Here is a 15131-nt window from a genome sequence, read left to right as displayed (position 1 = left end):
CATTCAGGTCGCTTTTTCTGTAATCATCCAAAGGAGTCCGGATGCTTGAACTTGTCGCTGCCTTTATCTGCCTGACGACGCTGCTCACCTACGTCAACTTCCGCTTTATCGGCTTGCCACCGACCATCGGCGTGATGGTCACCGCCCTGCTGTTCTCGCTGCTGCTGCAAGGCCTGAGCTACCTGGGCTACCCCGGCCTGGAAGAACATGTGGAAGAATTGATTGGCAAGATCGACTTCGGCGATCTGCTGATGAACTGGATGCTGTCGTTCCTGCTGTTCGCCGGCGCCCTGCACGTCAACCTCAACGACCTGCGCAGTTACCGCTGGCCCATCGGCCTGCTGGCCACGGTCGGCGTGCTGATCGCCACCTTCGTCATCGGCAGCCTGGCCTACTGGATCTTCGGCCTGTTCGGCTGGCACGTGAGCTTTCTCTACTGCCTGCTGTTCGGCGCACTGATTTCCCCCACCGACCCGATTGCCGTGCTGGGTGTACTGCGTACCGCCAACGCTTCCAAGCCACTGAAAACCACCATCGTCGGCGAATCGCTGTTCAACGACGGCACCGCGGTAGTGGTGTTCACCGTGCTGCTGGGCATCGCTCAACTGGGGGAAACCCCGACCGTGGCTGCCACGGCCTGGCTGTTCGTGCATGAGGCCATTGGCGGCGTACTGTTCGGCGGGCTGATCGGCTACCTGGTGTATCTGATGATCAAGAGCATCGAGCAGCACCAGATCGAAGTGATGCTGACCCTGGCCCTGGTCATCGGTGGTTCGGCGATGGCCAGCGAGCTGCACGTCTCGGCGCCGATTGCCATGGTGGTGGCCGGCCTGATCATCGGCAACCTGGGACGCAACCTGGCGATGAACGACATGACCCGGCGCTACCTGGACGGTTTCTGGGAGTTGCTCGACGACATGCTCAATGCCCTGCTGTTCGCCCTGATCGGCCTGGAGCTGTTGCTGCTGCCATTCAACTGGCTGCACCTGGCGGCCGCCAGCCTGCTGGCCGTGGCCATCGTGCTCTCTCGCGTGCTCACCGTGGCCCCGGCAATCCTCCTGTTGCGGCGCTGGCGCAGCGTGCCCCGGGGCACTATCCGCGTGCTGACCTGGGGCGGCTTGCGCGGTGGCGTCTCGGTGGCGCTGGCGCTGGCCCTGCCCCTGGGGCCGGAGCGTGACCTGGTGCTGAGCATCACCTACATCGTGGTGTTGTCGTCGATCCTGCTGCAGGGTCTGACCATCGGCAAACTGGTGCGCCATGTCACCCAGGATGCCCCGGCGGCCAAGGCCGAGGCCCACTGATCATTTCTTGATCTGCCGCGGATCGGGCGCCGGTGCCCGGTCCGCGTTCCTGTTCGGCTTGCCACTTTCACTGCGCACCTGGGCATGGCTGATCAGGGCGAAGATGAAACTGCCTCCAATGATGTTCCCGGCCAGGGTCGGCCCGGCGAACACCATCCAGAAATCCCGCCACGGCAACTCGCCGGCAAATACCAGGTAGGACACTTCCGCCGAGCCCACCACGATGTGAGTGAAATCCCCCAGCGCCATCAGGTAGGTGATCAGGATGATGATCCACAGCTTGGCGCTCTCCATGGACGGGATCATCCAGACCATGGTGGCGATCATCCAGCCGGAGATGATGCCCTTGGCGAACATCTGCGCTCTGTCGTTCTCCATGACCTTGCGGCCGATTTCCAGAAAGGCCTGATCGGTCTTGCCGTCGAAAATCGGCAAGTGCAGCATCACATAGGCCACCAGCAGGGTGCCGCACAGGTTGCCCACCAGCACCACGCCCCACAAGCGCAGCAAGCGCCCGAAGTTGTTCAGGCTCGGCTTGCTCATCACCGGCAGCACGGCAGTCAGGGTGTTTTCCGTGAACAGTTGCTGGCGCGCCAGAATCACCGCCAGAAAGCCCGCGCAGTAGCCAAAGCTGGCAATGACCTTGAAGGCCTCGCCGTCGGGCAGGCGGGAGTTGAGCAAGCCCATGCCCATCAGCGACAGGCCCATGGTCAGGCCGGCAGCCAGGGCCGACCACCAGAGGGCTGCGACACTGCGCTCCAGTTCCTGGTCGCCCTGGGTGCGGATGATTTCATGCAGGACCGCCGCGCGGGGCGGCTGGTTATGGTCGACCTCATGCTGCTCTTGAGCAGAAAGGCCGGGGGTCTTGCCATCTTTTTGCGCGTCCATAAGGCTCCTGAACCAGGCGGGTCATTTAGCTACGACACGCTGGGCTCGGGGCTGTTCCTTTCTGCGCAAGGCATCAGGCGTCGGAAGCGTCATCCTTGAACTGGTCTTTGACGTATTTGATTTCGGTGCGGCCGTGAGGCGCCGGCAGGCCGTCTTCCCCCAGGTTTACGAAGACCATCTTCTCCACCGTGAGAATGGATTTGCGAGTGATCTTGTTGCGCACTTCGCACGTCAGGGTGATCGAGGTGCGACCGAATTCGGTGGCGGTGATACCCAGCTCGATGATGTCGCCCTGGCGCGAGGCGCTGACGAAGTTGATTTCCGAGATGTACTTGGTCACGACTCGCTGGTTGCCCAGCTGGACAATGGCGTAGATCGCCGCTTCTTCGTCGATCCAGCGCAACAGACTGCCGCCGAACAGCGTGCCGTTGGGGTTGAGGTCTTCGGGTTTTACCCACTTGCGGGTGTGGAAATTCATATGCACTCCTGACCGTCCTGCCAATTGATGCCCGGCATAATGGCAGACCGGGCAGTCATGCTCTATGCAACATCGACTATGGTCGCGATTAACGATCTTCATCCAGGTGACATAAACACTTTTGGAAGTCTGGCTCAGGCGGCTATAATCGCCACCGTTTCAAAACGGTCATCTGCACTTGGTACCGTTTTCCCGCCACCTGTCCGAGGGGCGCTGCAGCAGGCATGACCTGTCAGGCTCGGATGGGGCGTTGTTGGTACAGGGCTCCCTGTATGGACACTAAACGCACAACGGCGCCCATTCGCACACTACGAATGGAGGCTCTTGATGAGCGCTGTAAACACGCCTGCAGGTTTTACCGACTACAAAGTCGCCGACATCTCCCTGGCTGCCTGGGGTCGTCGCGAAACCATCATCGCCGAATCGGAAATGCCGGCCCTGATGGGTCTGCGCCGCAAGTACCTGGCTGAACAGCCACTCAAGGGCGCCAAGATCCTCGGCTGCATCCACATGACCATCCAGACCGCCGTGCTGATCGAAACCCTGGTTGCCCTGGGTGCCGAAGTACGCTGGTCGTCCTGCAACATTTTCTCGACTCAAGACCAGGCCGCAGCCTCCATCGCCGCTGCCGGCATTCCTGTGTTCGCCTGGAAAGGCGAGACCGAAGAAGAGTACGAGTGGTGCCTGGAGCAGACCATCCTCAAGGATGGCAAGCCTTGGGACGCCAACATGATCCTCGACGACGGCGGCGACCTGACCCAGCTGCTGCACGACAAGTACCCACAGGTACTGGACCGCGTTCACGGCGTGACCGAAGAAACCACCACCGGCGTGCACCGCCTGCTGGACATGCTGGCCAAGGGCGAGCTGAAGGTTCCTGCGATCAACGTCAACGACTCGGTGACCAAGAGCAAGAACGACAACAAGTACGGCTGCCGTCACAGCCTGAACGACGCCATCAAGCGCGGCACCGACCACCTGCTGTCCGGCAAGCAAGCGCTGGTCATCGGCTACGGTGACGTGGGCAAGGGCTCGGCCCAGTCCCTGCGTCAGGAAGGCATGATCGTCAAGGTTTCGGAAGTGGATCCGATCTGCGCCATGCAAGCCTGCATGGACGGTTTCGAGCTGGTTTCGCCGTTCATCGACGGTATCAACCACGGCACCGAAGCCAGCATCGACAAAGCCCTGCTGGGCAAGATCGACCTGATCGTGACCACCACCGGTAACGTCAATGTTTGCGACGCAAACATGCTCAAGGCCCTGAAAAAGCGTGCCGTGGTCTGCAACATCGGCCACTTCGACAACGAAATCGACACCGCTTTCATGCGCAAGAACTGGGCATGGGAAGAAGTGAAGCCACAGGTGCACAAGATCCACCGCACCGGCCCTGGCGATTTCGATGCACAGAACGACGACTACCTGATCCTGCTGGCCGAAGGCCGCCTGGTGAACCTGGGCAACGCCACCGGTCACCCAAGCCGCATCATGGACGGTTCGTTCGCCAACCAGGTCCTGGCACAGATCTTCCTGTTCGGCCAGAAGTACGCCGACCTGTCGCCGGCCCAGAAAGCCGAGCGCCTGACTGTTGAAGTACTGCCGAAGAAACTCGACGAAGAAGTGGCCCTGGAAATGGTTCGCGGCTTCGGCGGCGTGGTCACTCAACTGACCAAGCAACAGGCTGAATACATCGGCGTAACCGTCGAAGGCCCGTTCAAGCCAGACGCCTACCGCTACTAAGAGCAGCTGCAGGCGGCAAGTCATCAGCGGCAAGCAAAGAGCCAAAAGCTCTGCTTGCTGCAACTGACCTGGTGCTTGCCCTAATCGCTATAGCAGTTTCAAGCAGCAGGCTGCAGGCACGAGAAACCAGCGCACCTCCGCTTTTTCTTGGCGCTTGCCGCCTGTTACTTGCAACTGGAGGTCCCCTCCATGTCCAAAGATCGTCGCTACAGCTTCGAGTTCTTCCCCACCAAGACCGATGCTGGGCATGAAAAACTGCTCGCCACTGCCCGTCAGCTGGCCGGCTACAACCCCGATTTCTTTTCCTGCACCTACGGTGCCGGCGGCTCGACCCGTGATCGCACGGTCAACACCGTGCTGCAACTGGAGAGCGAAGTTAAAGTCCCTGCGGCGCCGCACCTGTCCTGCGTCGGCGACAGCAAGGACGACCTGCGCGGCCTGCTGCAGCAGTACCAGGCAGCCGGCATCAAGCGCATTGTCGCCCTGCGTGGCGACCTGCCTTCGGGCATGGGCATGGCCAGCGGTGAACTGCGCTACGCCAATGACCTGGTGAGTTTCATCCGCGAGGAAACCGGCAGCCACTTCCATATCGAAGTCGCCGCCTACCCGGAAATGCACCCGCAAGCGCGCAACTTAGAGGAAGACCTGGTCAACTTCGTGCGCAAGGCCAATGCCGGTGCCGACAGCGCGATCACCCAGTACTTCTTCAACGCCGACAGCTACTTCTACTTCGTCGAGCGCGTGCGCAAGATGGGCGTGAACATCCCGATCGTGCCGGGCATCATGCCGATCACCAACTACAGCAAGCTGGCGCGCTTCTCCGACGCCTGCGGCGCAGAGATTCCGCGCTGGATCCGCAAGCAGCTGGAAGCCTATGGCGATGACAGCGCCAGCATCCAGGCCTTCGGTGAACAGGTAATCAGTGACATGTGCGAACGCCTGCTCCAGGGCGGCGCACCCGGGCTGCACTTCTATACCTTGAACCAGGCCGACCCGAGCCTGGCGATCTGGAACAACCTCCAGCTGCCACGCTGACAGGCTGCAACCCAAGCTCCGGGCCCTGGTGAAAACCGGGGCCTTTTTGTTTGCAGCAGCCTTGAGCTAGAGCGTCCGGAACTGCCTCTAGCAATTGCATGATCTCTCGTCGTAATCTCCAGCAATGTCCGTCATAGCCCGGTTGCTGACCACCTTTCTCTGCACTTGCCTGAGCCTTGCCGCCCATGGCGAGAAGCTGCGCATTGTCACCGAACCCTGGGCGCCCTATGTCTATGAGGAAAATGGCACGGCCAAGGGCCTGGACTACGAAACCACCGCCATTGTCTTCCAGCGCCTGGGCATAGAGGTGCAGTGGCAGTTCCTGCCCTGGAAACGCTGCCTGGCGATGCTGGAAACCGGCCAGGCCGATGGCGCCCTGGACATCTTCCACAGCGACCAGCGCGACGGCACCCTGCTCTACCCCAACGAGCCGCTCTCGGACGTGGAGTTCGTGATGTTCTATGCCAACCAGCGCCCACACCCGTTCAAGCGCCTGAACGAACTCAAGGGCCTGACCATCGGCACTTCCCCCGGCTATCTGTACAGCGACGATTTCAGCAACTCGACCCTGTTCAACCGCGAGCCGGCCCCCACCCACGAAGCCAATTTCGGCAAGCTGCTGCTGGGGCGGATCGACCTGCTGATTACCGACAAACGGGTCGGCCAGCACCTGTTGGACAGCCTGGGGCTGCGTGACCAGGTCAGCCAGAACCCCACTGTCATCAGCCGCCAGAGCCAATACCTGGCCGTGCGCCGCAATGCCGGCATGGACCTGCTGGTACAGCGCTTCGGCGCCGAACTGAAGCGCTTCAAGCGCGAACCGGCCTACGCCCAACTGAGCGCCAAGTACGGTGCTGAACCTGCCCTGCCGCCGGTCAGGTCTTCATCAACCCGCGAGTCAGAAAAAACCGTTGAGCAGCAGGAAAGCAGCGCACACTGATTGCTCTGTTATACTCCGGCCTCCCGCCAGGCTCACGCCCGGACGCTGGACCCTGTTCAAGGCCTCTCCACCCCGCTACGGCGCAGCCAACCGGCCCGCGCGAGCCGCCGGTGAATGACCCTTCAGGCCAGCAGGACCGGACGGGATTGCGTCCTCTTAAACGCGATTCACGCCCGGCAAGATTATCCCTTTGGGCCAAGCCCTCACTAAAACAGGATTACTCATGTCCTTTGCTTCCCTCGGTCTCTCCGAGGCTTTAGTCGGCGCCATCGAAGCCGCCGGCTACACCCAGCCTACTCCGGTGCAACAGCGGGCCATTCCCGCCGTGTTGCAAGGTCGCGATCTGATGGTCGCGGCACAGACAGGTACTGGTAAAACCGGCGGTTTCGCCCTTCCGATCCTGGAACGGTTGTTTCCCAACGGTCATCCGGACAAATCCCAGCGTCATGGCCCGCGCCAACCCCGCGTACTGGTCCTGACCCCCACTCGCGAGCTGGCCGCGCAAGTGCATGACAGCTTCAAGCTGTACGCCCGCGACCTGAAGTTCGTCAGCGCCTGCATCTTCGGCGGCGTCGGCATGAACCCGCAGGTTCAGGCCATGGCCCGTGGCGTCGATGTGCTGGTGGCGTGCCCCGGCCGTCTGCTGGACCTGGCTGGCCAGGGCAGCGTCGACCTGTCCCACGTGGAAATCCTGGTTCTCGACGAAGCCGACCGCATGCTCGACATGGGCTTCGTCCATGACGTCAAGAAAGTCCTCGCCCGCCTGCCGGCCAAGCGCCAGAACCTGCTGTTCTCCGCGACCTTCTCCAAGGACATCACGGACCTGGCCGGCAAGCTGCTGCACAACCCCGAGCGCATCGAAGTGACCCCGCCGAACACCACGGTGGAGCGTATCGAGCAGCGGGTCTTCCGCCTGCCGGCCAGCCACAAGCGTGCCCTCCTGGCGCACCTGATCACCGCTGGCGCCTGGGAACAGGTCCTGGTGTTCACCCGGACCAAGCACGGCGCCAACCGCCTGGCCGAGTACCTGGACAAGCACGGCCTGAGCGCTGTGGCGATCCACGGCAACAAGAGCCAGAACGCCCGTACCAAAGCCCTGGCCGACTTCAAGGCCGGCGAAGTGCGGATCCTGGTCGCCACCGATATCGCCGCCCGCGGCCTGGATATCGACCAACTGCCTCACGTGGTCAACTTCGAACTGCCTAACGTCGACGAAGACTACGTGCACCGTATTGGCCGTACCGGCCGTGCCGGTCGCTCCGGCGAAGCCATCTCCCTGGTGGCTCCGGACGAAGAGAAACTGCTGAAAAGCATCGAGCGCATGACCAAGCAGAAGATCGCCGACGGTGATCTGATGGGCTTCGATGCCAGCGCCGTGGAAGCCGAGAAGCCGGAAGTGCGCGAGCGTCCGGACGTGCGCAACCCGCGCAATCCCCGTGGCCCACGCGGCGATGGCCCGAACGGCGGTGGCGGTGGTGGCGGTCGCAAGGACAAGGGCAAGGACAAGGGCGGCAAGGAAAAACCCGCCCGTGGCGAACGCCCGGCTCGCGAGCAGAAGCCTCGTGAAGGCACCCCGGCCCGCGAACAGCGTCAACCGACGCCCCGTGCCGATCGCGCACCGGACGAGTTCCTCGACGACGACGTGGACAACTTCGGTAACCGCGCTGACTACGTCAGCCCATACCAGAACAAGAACAACCAGGGCCGCGGCCGCCGTCCAGGGGCTCCAGCCCAGGGTGCGGGCGCTGGCAATCCGCCACGCGGCGGTGCCGGTGGTGGCCAGGGTCGCTCCGGCAACCCGCGCAACAGCAACGGCAGCACCACCGGCACCGCGCCGGCCAAGCGCAGTGGCGGCCCGCGCAACGGCGCCCCTCGTGACAGCCAGGGCCGTCGCGACGAGCCACGCAATCGCCGCCCGAACCGTGACGATCAGCCACGCCAGGAACCAGCCGTGCAGAATCCTCGGGGCAACCAGCCGAAGATCATGCACAAGGAATCCAAGGCCGATCGTTTCCCGACGCCTGAGCAGCTGGATCAGTTGCCAAGCCGTCCACGGGGCGAAAAGCCGGCGCTGCTGACCCGCAACCGCTGAGCCTCGCGCTGAAATGAAAAACGCCCCTGGCCGCAAGGCCCGGGGCGTTTTTCATGGTGGCTGGTCGAGGGCGTTTCTGTAGCCGCTGCCGCTGGCTGCAAACGACGGGGAACCCGGCGCCAGGACCTGACCGGTTTACGCGTTTCATGACGGGCAATAAAAAACGCCCCCGGTTTATGGTCGGGGGCGTTTTTTTGCCTTCGCAGGTTGCGATCAGTCCTATAAGGGCTGTGCGAGGGAGATCGCGAAGGCCCTGCGGGCCTTGTCGCAGCCTGCGGCAGCGGCTACAGACGAAGCATTACTTCGCTTTCACGCCTTCGAAGCTGATGTACAGGTCAACATTGTTGGAGGCCGGGCCCAGGTCCATCATCTTGCCGAAATCCTGGCGATTGATGCTGGTGGTACCTTCGAAGCCGGCACGGTAGCCGCCCCATGGGTCCTTGCCTTCACCCAGGAAGGTGGCCTTGACCACGACCGGCTTGGTCACGCCGTGCAGGGTCAGGTCGCCGGCCACGTCAGCGGTCAGCTTGCCGTCGGCGTTCTTGCCGGTGGGCTTGACGCTGGTGGAGACGAACTTGGCGTCGGCAAACTTGCCAGCGTCCAGGAAGTCCTTGCTGGTGATGTGCTTGTCACGTTCGGCGTGGTTGGTGAACACGCTGGCGGTGCGCACGTTGACTTCGATCTTGGCGTCTTCCGGCTTGGCCGCGTCAAAGCTGAACTTGCCGTCCAGGTCCTTGAAGGTACCGGTGATGAAGCTGTAGCCCAGGTGGCTGATCTTGAAGTCGACGAAGGCGTGCTGGCCTTCCTTGTCGATCACGTAGTCCGCTGCCATCACTTGACCGGCCGCCAATACAGCAGATCCGATTGCCAGAGCGGCGAGAGTCTTTTTCAACATGCTTTCTATTCCTTTTGAGTCAAGGTTGAACATCAGGCTTTGCGACCCAGCATACGGGTAAGGGTCGCATCACGATCGATAAAGTGGTGCTTCAGCGCAGCCAGGCCATGGATACCGGCAAAGATCACCAGTGCCCAGGCCAGGTACAGATGCACCACACCTGCTACATCTGCCTGGTCCGGTAGTCCGGAGATCAGGGCAGGAACTTCAAACAAGCCAAACACCGGGATACCCACGCCGTCGGCGGTGGAGATCAGGTAACCGGCAATCATGACCGCGAACAGGCCGAGGTAAAGGAACGCGTGCCCCAGCTTGGCCCCCAGGCGGGTCAGCGGCCCATGGTTGGCCGGGGCCTGCGGCGGTGGGCTGACCCACCGCCACAACACCCGCAGCAGCATGATTGCAAACAGTGTCAGGCCGATACTCTTGTGCAGGTCCGGGGCGTCTTTGCGCCAGGTGCTGTAGTAGTCGAGGCCGACCATCCACAGGCCCAGGGCGAACAGACCAAACACCGCCAGGGCCACGCCCCAGTGCAGAACAATGCTGACCCAACCATAGCGAGAAGAAGAATTACGTAACTGCATCAGTTGCATCCTGTAAGAAACGCAGATCAAGACTAGCGATTTACCTATCGAATTAAAGCGGAATTTTTTGCTTTGAAATATCGAGAAATACGATCAGTAGTCTGGACCGAGCGCGTTAAGAAAAGATTAAGCCTCACGCCAAGCCAGTCTCCTTGCTCCCTCGTGCCGTGCCCTGGGTCTTGCAGGCGGCGTCTTTGCACCTGACGCATCACGCCGTGGCGCGTCTTGCACAATAGGTTGTCCCGCGGCCATGCATTGCATAGGCTTGCCCGATTGTTCGCCCGCGCCGTTGGCGGGCCGCTTCCAGGAGACTGTACATGGGCCTGAATAACCAGTGGATGCAACGCGATCTTGCGGTGCTGTGGCATCCCTGCACCCAGATGAAAGACCACGAACAGCTGCCGTTGATCCCCATCAAGCGAGGCGAAGGCGTCTGGCTGGAAGACTTCGAAGGCAAACGCTACCTGGATGCGGTCAGCTCCTGGTGGGTCAATGTGTTCGGCCACGCCAACCCGCGCATCAACCAGCGCATCAAGGACCAGGTGGACCAGCTGGAACACGTGATCCTCGCCGGCTTCAGCCACCAGCCGGTGATCGAGTTGTCCGAGCGCCTGGTCAAGATCACCCCCGAAGGCCTGACCCGCTGCTTCTACGCCGACAACGGTTCGTCATGCATCGAAGTGGCGATGAAGATGAGCTTTCACTACTGGATCAACCGCGGCCAACCGAACAAGAAGCGCTTCGTCACCCTGAGCAACAGCTACCACGGCGAAACCATCGCCGCCATGTCAGTGGGCGATGTGCCGCTGTTCACCGAGACCTACAAGGCCCTGCTGCTGGACACCCTCAAGGTGCCGAGCCCGGACTGCTACCTGCGGCCCGAAGGCATGAGCTGGGAAGAACACTCGCGGAACATGTTCGCCGCCATGGAGCAGACCCTGGCCGAGCACCACGAAACAGTGGCCGCGGTCATAGTCGAGCCGCTGATCCAGGGCGCCGGCGGCATGCGCATGTATCACCCGGTGTACCTCAAGCTGCTGCGCGAAGCCTGCGACCGCTATGGCGTGCACCTGATCCATGACGAGATCGCCGTGGGTTTCGGCCGCACCGGCACGATGTTCGCCTGCGAGCAGGCCGGCATCCGCCCGGATTTCCTGTGCCTGTCCAAGGCCCTGACCGGCGGCTACCTGCCCCTGGCCGCGTGCATGACCACCGACGATGTCTACAGCGCCTTCTACGACGACTACCCGACCCTGCGCGCCTTCCTCCACTCCCACAGCTACACCGGTAACCCGCTGGCCTGTGCCGCGGCCCTGGCGACCCTGGATATCTTCGAGCAGGACAATGTGGTGGAGAACAACCACGCGCTTGCCCGGCGCATGGCCAGCGCCACCGCGCACCTGGTGGACCACCCCCACGTTGCCGAAGTACGCCAGACCGGCATGGTCCTGGCCATCGAGATGGTCCAGGACAAGGCCAGCAAGACCGCCTACCCCTGGCAGGAACGCCGCGGCCTGAAAGTCTTCCAGCACGCCCTGGAACGCGGCGCCCTGTTGCGTCCCCTGGGCAGCGTGGTGTATTTCCTGCCGCCGTACGTGATCACCCCGGAACAGATCGACTTCCTCGCCGAAGTCGCCAGTGAAGGCATCGATATCGCCACCCGCGACCAGGTCAGCGTGGCGGTGCCCAAGGACTTCCACCCCGGCTTTCGCGATCCGGGCTAGAGCAGGTCGTTAGTTGTGGCGAGGGAGCTTGCTCCCTCGCCACAGAACGCTTTCCACCGATTCACATTCAACAGAGAACCCAGATGAGATTGTCCCGCTTCTTTATCGACGCCCCCCTGAGCCTAGGCGAACACGAGTTGCCGGAAGCCCAGGCACACTACATCGGGCGCGTACTGCGCATGGCCGAAGGTGCTGCCCTGCAGGTGTTCGATGGCTCGGGCACCGAGTTTCGCGGGGCTCTGGTGGAAGTGGGCAAGAAGCGGGTTCGGGTCCAGCTGAATGAAAGCTTCGCCGGCCAGCAAGAATCACCGCTGCGGATTCACCTGGGCCAGGGCCTGTCCCGGGGCGAGCGCATGGACTGGGCGATCCAGAAGGCCACGGAGCTTGGGGTCAGCGAAATCACCCCGATCTTCAGCGAGCGCTGCGAAGTGCGGCTCAAGGACGAACGCGCCGACAAGCGCCTGCTGCACTGGCGCCAGGTGGCCATCAGCGCCTGCGAACAGTGCGGCCGCTCACAGGTCCCGGTGATCCACCCACCCGTGCTGCTGGCGGACTGGATCACGCAGGCCCGGGCCGACCTGAAGCTGGTGCTGCACCCCGTGGCCCAGCCCCTGGAAAGCCACGCCAAGCCTGCCAGCCTGGCGTTCCTCATTGGCCCTGAAGGCGGCCTGACAGACGCCGAAGTGGAACTGTCCCACAGCGCCGGTTTCCTCCCCGCACGCCTGGGGCCGCGGGTGCTGCGTACCGAAACCGCACCGGTGGTGGCCCTGGCCGTGGCCCAGCAACTGTGGGGCGACTTCTAACCCCTCCTGGTGGTGGCTATTGCACCGGATCGCTGGTGGGTTGGGCGATGATCGCTTTGAGTTCACTGGTCATGGGGAATTCCAGGTTCAGGCCCTTGGGCGGAATCGGCTGCTGGAACCAGCGCTGGTAAATGCCGTTGATCTCCCCGGAGCGGTACAGGTCCGCCAGGGCGCCATTGACCAGGGCCAGGAACTGCGGGTCATCCTTGCGCACCATGCAGCTGTAGATCTCCCGCGACTGTTCTTCCCCCACCACCACCCAGTTGTGCGGATCCCGGGCCTTGGCCCGCTCGCCGTACAGCAACGCATCGTCCATGTAGAACGCCGCCGCACGCCCCGACTGGAGCATCTGGAAGGCCTCGCCGTGGTCCTTGGCGCTGATCACGAACATGTCGATCTTGTGCTCGACGTTGTAGCTCTTGAGAAAGCGCTCGTTGGTGGTCCCCGCCGTGGTCACCACGTTCTTGCCCCGCAGGTCGGCGAAGCTCTTGATCCCGCTGTCCTTGGCGGTCAGCAACTGGCCTTTGACGTAGATGAAACCGTAGGAAAACGCCACCTGCTTCTGCCGCTCGGCCGTCACCCCGGTGGAACCGCACTCCAGGTCCACGGTGCCGTTCTGCACCAGGGGAATGCGGGTCTGCGAGGTCACCAGGTTGTATTTCACCTTCAGGTTGGGCAGGTGCAACTGCTGCTGGATGCGCTCCACCACCTTGCTCGCCAGCTCCACGGAATAACCCATGGGCTTGCCGCTGTTATCCCCCACGTAGGAAAAGGGCACCGAGGCATCGCGATAACCCAAGGTAATACTGGCGCTGTTGGCGATCTTCGCCAGGGTGCCCTGCAGAGGCGCTTCATTGGCCTGGGACATGGCGCTGAACAGCAGCCCCAAGGTGCAGCCGAGCAACGTGATCTTATGCATTGTTATTCTCCGTTGTGGGTAAGGGCAGTTAGCGGCGGGCCGCGATGATGCTGATTTCGACAAGGATCTGCGGGCGCGCCAGGGCCGCCTGCAAGGTGGTGCGCGCCGGCGCCTGGCCGGGGGACAGCCAGGCCGACCAGACTTCGTTCATCACCGCGAAATCGGCCTGGATGTCCTTGAGGTAGATCGTCGCGCTGAGCAGGTGCTCCTTGTCGCTGCCGGCCTCGGCCAGCAAGGCGTCGATCTTCTCCAGCACCTCGCGGGTCTGGCCGCCGATATCGCTGCTGGCCCCCGGCACCTGCCCGGAAAGAAACACCAGTCCGGCAAAGCTCACCGCGCCACTCAGGCGCTCGTTGCTGTGGATACGCTGGATACTCATCTGAAGACTCCTTTTAACGTTCAGGCAACGCGGGGCGCCAGGCCCTGCATGTCGATACTGGTGCAACGCTGGCCGATCAGTTCGCCCAGCAATTGGCCGCTGCCACAGGCCAGGGTGAACCCCAGCGCGCCGTGGCCAAGGTTGAGCCACAGGTTGCGGTAGGCGGTGGCCCCGATCAGCGGCACGCCGCTGGGGGTAGCCGGACGCATGCCGGCCCATTCCACGGCTGCCTGATAGTCACCGGCCTCGGCGAAGGTCTGGGCCGCCTGACGGCGCATCAGGGCCAGGCGGCCGGGGTCTGGCGCCGGGTCGAAACCGACGATGTCGACCATGGCCGCCACCCGCAGTTGCTGGCCGATACGCGCATAGACGATCTTGCGGTTGTAGTCGGTGATGCTGATGTCCGGCGCCCGGTGCTGCGGGCCGATGGGCACGCTGAGGCTGTAGCCCTTGAGCGGATACAGCGGCAGTTGGAGCCCGGGCAGGCGCAGTTCGGCGCTGCGGTGCCCGGCCGCCAGCACCAGTTGGTCCACCGGCAACACGCGCTCCCCCAGGTCGATGGCCTGGACCTTATCCCCCCCATGGTGAATGCCCCGCACCCGCTGGCCCAGTAGGATTTCGCAGCGCCCGGAAGCGCGCAGCCGCGTGGCCAGTTGCTGGCAGAAGGCGTGGCAGTCGGCCACTTCTTCATCCGGGGTATAGATACCGCCGACGAAGGGCGTATCCCCCAGGGCCGGTTCCAAGGCCGTGCATTCGGCAGCGCAAAGCACCTGTTGCTGGCCGCTGTCCGCCAGGTTGTGGCGGGCGTGCTCGAAGCTTTTTTGCTCGCGGAAAGTCACCAGCTTGCCGTTGCGCCGCCAGTCGAAGCCTTGTAGGCCATCCTCTTCGCGCCAGCTTTGCAGGGTGCTCTGGCTGAGCAGCGCCAGGCGCAGCAGGTGCGCGCCATTGCGCCGGTTCACCGAGTGCCGGCAAGCACCGAGGAACCCCGCCAGCCAGCGCCACTGCGCCGGGTCCAGGCGTGGCCGCAGCTTGAGCGGAGAGTCGCCCTTGAGCATCCAGCCCAGGGCCTGCCAGGGCACCCCGGCATCGGCCAGAGGCGCCACATAGCGATAGGACAACTGCCCGCCGTTGGCGAAACTGGTCTGGCTGCCCAGGGACTCCTGAGCCTCCACCAGGGTCACCTCAAAGCCCTGGCGGACCAGGGCGTAGGCACTGGCCAAGCCGATGACGCCCCCTCCAATGATGCAAACCCGCTGACTCATGACTGCCCCTGGCCTGTTGGTCGATGGCCCAAGGTTAGGGGCAGGTGACAGGCGCCGGACAATGAATAAAGATGGACCTCCCATAAACAAAGGT

At 62.8% G+C, this 15131-nt stretch carries 14 protein-coding genes and 1 riboswitch; of the genes, 7 read left to right on the top strand and 7 right to left on the bottom strand.

Annotated elements, in window-relative coordinates; genetic code table 11:
• Positions 1 to 41 precede the first annotated feature (41 nt).
• The gene (locus BM382_RS19045; RefSeq protein ID WP_011063969.1) at positions 42 to 1301 is read left to right on the top strand and encodes a cation:proton antiporter; all 1260 of its coding nucleotides are present in this window, start codon (positions 42 to 44) and stop codon (positions 1299 to 1301) included.
• On the opposite strand, the gene BM382_RS19040 is transcribed toward BM382_RS19045, so the two are convergent.
• Entirely contained in the window at positions 1302 to 2189 is an 888-nt protein-coding gene (locus BM382_RS19040; RefSeq protein WP_011063970.1) for a formate/nitrite transporter family protein, read from the bottom strand.
• Between the two features lie 73 nt (positions 2190 to 2262).
• Positions 2263 to 2667 carry an acyl-CoA thioesterase gene (locus tag BM382_RS19035; RefSeq protein ID WP_011063971.1) on the bottom strand — a complete coding sequence of 135 codons (405 nt, stop codon included), beginning with the start codon at positions 2665 to 2667 and terminating at the stop codon, positions 2263 to 2265.
• A gap of 199 nt (positions 2668 to 2866) precedes the next feature.
• Positions 2867 to 2973, top strand: a riboswitch (S-adenosyl-L-homocysteine riboswitch).
• 21 nt (positions 2974 to 2994) lie between these two features.
• Between BM382_RS19035 and ahcY the strand changes: the two genes are divergently transcribed.
• From ahcY to BM382_RS19015, 4 genes are all read left to right on the top strand, one after another.
• Positions 2995 to 4404 (top strand): adenosylhomocysteinase, encoded by a 1410-nt coding sequence (gene ahcY, locus BM382_RS19030; protein ID WP_011063972.1) that lies wholly within the window; start codon positions 2995 to 2997, stop codon positions 4402 to 4404.
• A 189-nt stretch (positions 4405 to 4593) separates the two neighbouring features.
• On the top strand, positions 4594 to 5439 hold the full coding sequence (gene metF / locus BM382_RS19025) for a methylenetetrahydrofolate reductase [NAD(P)H] (RefSeq protein ID WP_072443601.1): 846 nt from the start codon (positions 4594 to 4596) through the stop codon (positions 5437 to 5439).
• A gap of 124 nt (positions 5440 to 5563) precedes the next feature.
• The gene (locus tag BM382_RS19020) at positions 5564 to 6379 is read left to right on the top strand and encodes a substrate-binding periplasmic protein (protein WP_011063974.1); all 816 of its coding nucleotides are present in this window, start codon (positions 5564 to 5566) and stop codon (positions 6377 to 6379) included.
• A 223-nt stretch (positions 6380 to 6602) separates the two neighbouring features.
• On the top strand, positions 6603 to 8471 hold the full coding sequence (locus BM382_RS19015; protein ID WP_011063975.1) for an RNA helicase RhlE2: 1869 nt from the start codon (positions 6603 to 6605) through the stop codon (positions 8469 to 8471).
• A gap of 298 nt (positions 8472 to 8769) precedes the next feature.
• Here the strand turns inward: BM382_RS19015 and BM382_RS19010 are convergent, their stop codons facing one another.
• Both BM382_RS19010 and BM382_RS19005 read right to left on the bottom strand, forming a co-directional pair.
• Positions 8770 to 9366, bottom strand: coding sequence for a YceI family protein (locus BM382_RS19010; RefSeq protein ID WP_011063976.1), 597 nt, complete (start codon positions 9364 to 9366; stop codon positions 8770 to 8772).
• A 32-nt stretch (positions 9367 to 9398) separates the two neighbouring features.
• On the bottom strand, positions 9399 to 9950 hold the full coding sequence (locus BM382_RS19005; RefSeq protein WP_072443599.1) for a cytochrome b: 552 nt from the start codon (positions 9948 to 9950) through the stop codon (positions 9399 to 9401).
• Between the two features lie 317 nt (positions 9951 to 10267).
• Between BM382_RS19005 and BM382_RS19000 the strand changes: the two genes are divergently transcribed.
• Together BM382_RS19000 and BM382_RS18995 are read left to right on the top strand one after the other, a co-directional pair.
• A complete protein-coding gene (locus BM382_RS19000) occupies positions 10268 to 11674 on the top strand; it encodes an adenosylmethionine--8-amino-7-oxononanoate transaminase (RefSeq protein ID WP_019095273.1) in 1407 nt (468 codons plus the stop codon).
• 83 nt (positions 11675 to 11757) lie between these two features.
• Positions 11758 to 12477 (top strand): 16S rRNA (uracil(1498)-N(3))-methyltransferase, encoded by a 720-nt coding sequence (locus BM382_RS18995; RefSeq protein WP_072443597.1) that lies wholly within the window; start codon positions 11758 to 11760, stop codon positions 12475 to 12477.
• 16 nt (positions 12478 to 12493) lie between these two features.
• Here the strand turns inward: BM382_RS18995 and BM382_RS18990 are convergent, their stop codons facing one another.
• From BM382_RS18990 to BM382_RS18980, 3 genes are all read right to left on the bottom strand, one after another.
• Entirely contained in the window at positions 12494 to 13345 is an 852-nt protein-coding gene (locus tag BM382_RS18990; RefSeq protein ID WP_225368822.1) for a transporter substrate-binding domain-containing protein, read from the bottom strand.
• A gap of 79 nt (positions 13346 to 13424) precedes the next feature.
• Positions 13425 to 13775, bottom strand: coding sequence for a RidA family protein (locus BM382_RS18985; RefSeq protein WP_011063981.1), 351 nt, complete (start codon positions 13773 to 13775; stop codon positions 13425 to 13427).
• A 20-nt stretch (positions 13776 to 13795) separates the two neighbouring features.
• Positions 13796 to 15037 carry a D-amino acid dehydrogenase gene (locus BM382_RS18980; protein WP_072443595.1) on the bottom strand — a complete coding sequence of 414 codons (1242 nt, stop codon included), beginning with the start codon at positions 15035 to 15037 and terminating at the stop codon, positions 13796 to 13798.
• Positions 15038 to 15131 lie beyond the last annotated feature (94 nt).

Source organism: Pseudomonas sp. NFPP25 (assembly GCF_900116505.1).
Lineage (GTDB): Bacteria > Pseudomonadota > Gammaproteobacteria > Pseudomonadales > Pseudomonadaceae > Aquipseudomonas > Aquipseudomonas protegens.
Note: the sequence above shows the minus strand (reverse complement) of the source record. Positions and strands in the feature narration are given on the sequence as shown.

Excerpts from the sequence above, each read along its gene's own strand:
- metF (WP_072443601.1), top strand. The coding sequence starts at position 4,594 with ATGTCCAAAGATCGTCGCTACAGCTTCGAGTTCTTCCCCACCAAGACC.
- ahcY (WP_011063972.1), top strand. The coding sequence starts at position 2,995 with ATGAGCGCTGTAAACACGCCTGCAGGTTTTACCGACTACAAAGTCGCC.
- BM382_RS19015 (WP_011063975.1), top strand. The coding sequence starts at position 6,603 with ATGTCCTTTGCTTCCCTCGGTCTCTCCGAGGCTTTAGTCGGCGCCATC.
- BM382_RS19005 (WP_072443599.1), bottom strand. The coding sequence starts at position 9,950 with ATGCAGTTACGTAATTCTTCTTCTCGCTATGGTTGGGTCAGCATTGTT.
- BM382_RS18995 (WP_072443597.1), top strand. The coding sequence starts at position 11,758 with ATGAGATTGTCCCGCTTCTTTATCGACGCCCCCCTGAGCCTAGGCGAA.
- BM382_RS18985 (WP_011063981.1), bottom strand. The coding sequence starts at position 13,775 with ATGAGTATCCAGCGTATCCACAGCAACGAGCGCCTGAGTGGCGCGGTG.
- BM382_RS19020 (WP_011063974.1), top strand. The coding sequence starts at position 5,564 with ATGTCCGTCATAGCCCGGTTGCTGACCACCTTTCTCTGCACTTGCCTG.
- BM382_RS19010 (WP_011063976.1), bottom strand. The coding sequence starts at position 9,366 with ATGTTGAAAAAGACTCTCGCCGCTCTGGCAATCGGATCTGCTGTATTG.
- BM382_RS18980 (WP_072443595.1), bottom strand. The coding sequence starts at position 15,037 with ATGAGTCAGCGGGTTTGCATCATTGGAGGGGGCGTCATCGGCTTGGCC.
- BM382_RS19000 (WP_019095273.1), top strand. The coding sequence starts at position 10,268 with ATGGGCCTGAATAACCAGTGGATGCAACGCGATCTTGCGGTGCTGTGG.
- BM382_RS18990 (WP_225368822.1), bottom strand. The coding sequence starts at position 13,345 with ATGTCCCAGGCCAATGAAGCGCCTCTGCAGGGCACCCTGGCGAAGATC.
- BM382_RS19040 (WP_011063970.1), bottom strand. The coding sequence starts at position 2,189 with ATGGACGCGCAAAAAGATGGCAAGACCCCCGGCCTTTCTGCTCAAGAG.
- BM382_RS19035 (WP_011063971.1), bottom strand. The coding sequence starts at position 2,667 with ATGAATTTCCACACCCGCAAGTGGGTAAAACCCGAAGACCTCAACCCC.
- BM382_RS19045 (WP_011063969.1), top strand. The coding sequence starts at position 42 with ATGCTTGAACTTGTCGCTGCCTTTATCTGCCTGACGACGCTGCTCACC.